This is a genomic window from Archangium sp., from assembly GCF_036389735.1.
Taxonomy (GTDB): Bacteria; Myxococcota; Myxococcia; order Myxococcales; family Myxococcaceae; genus Archangium.
On record NZ_DASVWK010000346.1, the window covers coordinates 1 to 1602 of the forward strand.

Below are 1602 nucleotides of genomic sequence, written 5' to 3' on the forward strand. Positions count from 1 at the left end.
CCGCCTTCTTGGCGAAGTTACCGATGCTCTTGAACGCCTTGCCGATGCCCTTGATGAAGCCCATGACTGACTCTCTTTTGGAAGGATGAGTGCTACGTTGAAGGGATTATCGGGCGCCGCGCTTTGAAGTTGTCTGCGGCCTAATGTTTCGAGAAAGCCTCGTGGAATCAAGGGTTTAGCGAGGGGCTCTCCACGGGACGCACGCAGGCGCGCCGCAGGGTGCTGATGAGCGGGCGGAAGCGGCGCAGGAAGTCTCCAGGGCCCGCGTTCCCGTTCGTGACGATGCCCACCGCCAGCCCGGTCGCGTGGTCGCCGAATCCGAGCGTGCAGAAGGCGCCGGCATGGCCGAAGCAAGCGCTGGTGGCCCACGCCCCGTAGAAAGAGGGCCAGGGCGCGCCCACCAGGAAGCCACGGCCCACACAGAGGGGGAGCCGGTTGCTGCGATCCACGCCGAAGACGGCTCGTGCGGTATAGGCGCGCACGGTGCTCTCGGCGAACAGCCGCTGCCCGCTCCGGGTGACGCCTCCTCGGACGAGCACCTCGTAGAGCGCAGCGAGGTGGGCGGCATCCGTCCAGAGGCTCGCGCCGGGGACGAAGGCCGTCAGCACCTTCGGTGAGTTGTAGCTCGTCTCGAGTTGGACACTGACGTCCACCTCGTGCACGCGCACGGCGCGGGAGCCCACCCAGTAGCTGCGGGCCACCCGCGACGCGTCCGCGGTGCTTCCCTGAAAGCTCATGCCCGCGAGGCCCGCGGGGGCGAGCAGCTCGCGCTCGCAGAAGGAGGGCAGGGGCTCCCCTGTCACGCGCCGGACGACCTCGGCGAGGATCCACCCGAACTCGTTGGGGTGATACGCCAGCGTCCCCCGAGGGTAGCGGGGGACGGCCCGCACCAACGCATCCACCACGGCGTCCCAGTCCGCCCACCGCTCCCAGGAGTGGATGAACCCGGGGAGGAGCACGCCTCCTCGGTGCGTCAGGACATCGAGCAGCGTGATGGCCCCCTTGCCGTGAGCCGCGAACTCCGGGAAGTAGCGTGCCACCGGAGCCGCGAGCTCCACCTGCCTCGCCTCCTCCAGCCGCGCGATGGCGAGTGCCACCAGCGGCTTGCTCGCCGAGAAGACATTGAAGCGCGTCTCGGGCGTCACGGCGGCCCGCGGCTCCTCCCGCCGGAAGCCCCGTGCAAGCCCCACCGCGAGGTTGGCGACGCAGCGGCCTCCCCGGCGTACGACGAGCTGTCCTCCTGGGAAGGCGCCACGGGCCTGCTGCTCGCGAAAGAGCGCCAGCGCGCGTTCAAGCCTCGCCGCCTCCATTCCAGCCGAGGCGGGGGCCTCCAGTGGCTCATGTGGGAAGACGATGCTCATGAAGGCCCTCTTCAGCTCACGGCAAGGCCGCCGGGAGAGGAAAAGAAAAAAGGGTGCACGCCCGAGAGCGTGCACCCCTTGAAGTGAAGCGGAAGCGGGTCGATCAGGCGGCGCGCAGCAGGCTGGCGGCCTTGAACGCCGCGAACTGGGCCAGGTTGTACTTGTCGCCCTGGGCGGCGGGGGACGCGTCGCCCTTGCGCGAGCTCATCAGGCCCTTGACCAGGTCCAGGACGCCGCCGGT

The 1602-nt window shown here is 69.0% G+C and carries 1 protein-coding gene; it reads right to left on the reverse strand.

The annotated features are described in order from the left end of the window. Nucleotides 1–167: 167 nt before the first annotated feature. Nucleotides 168–1361: a serine hydrolase domain-containing protein gene (locus VF794_RS12165; protein ID WP_331109902.1), complete on the reverse strand. Its 1194-nt coding sequence runs from the start codon at nucleotides 1359–1361 to the stop codon at nucleotides 168–170. Between the last annotated feature and the right edge of the window lie 241 nt (nucleotides 1362–1602).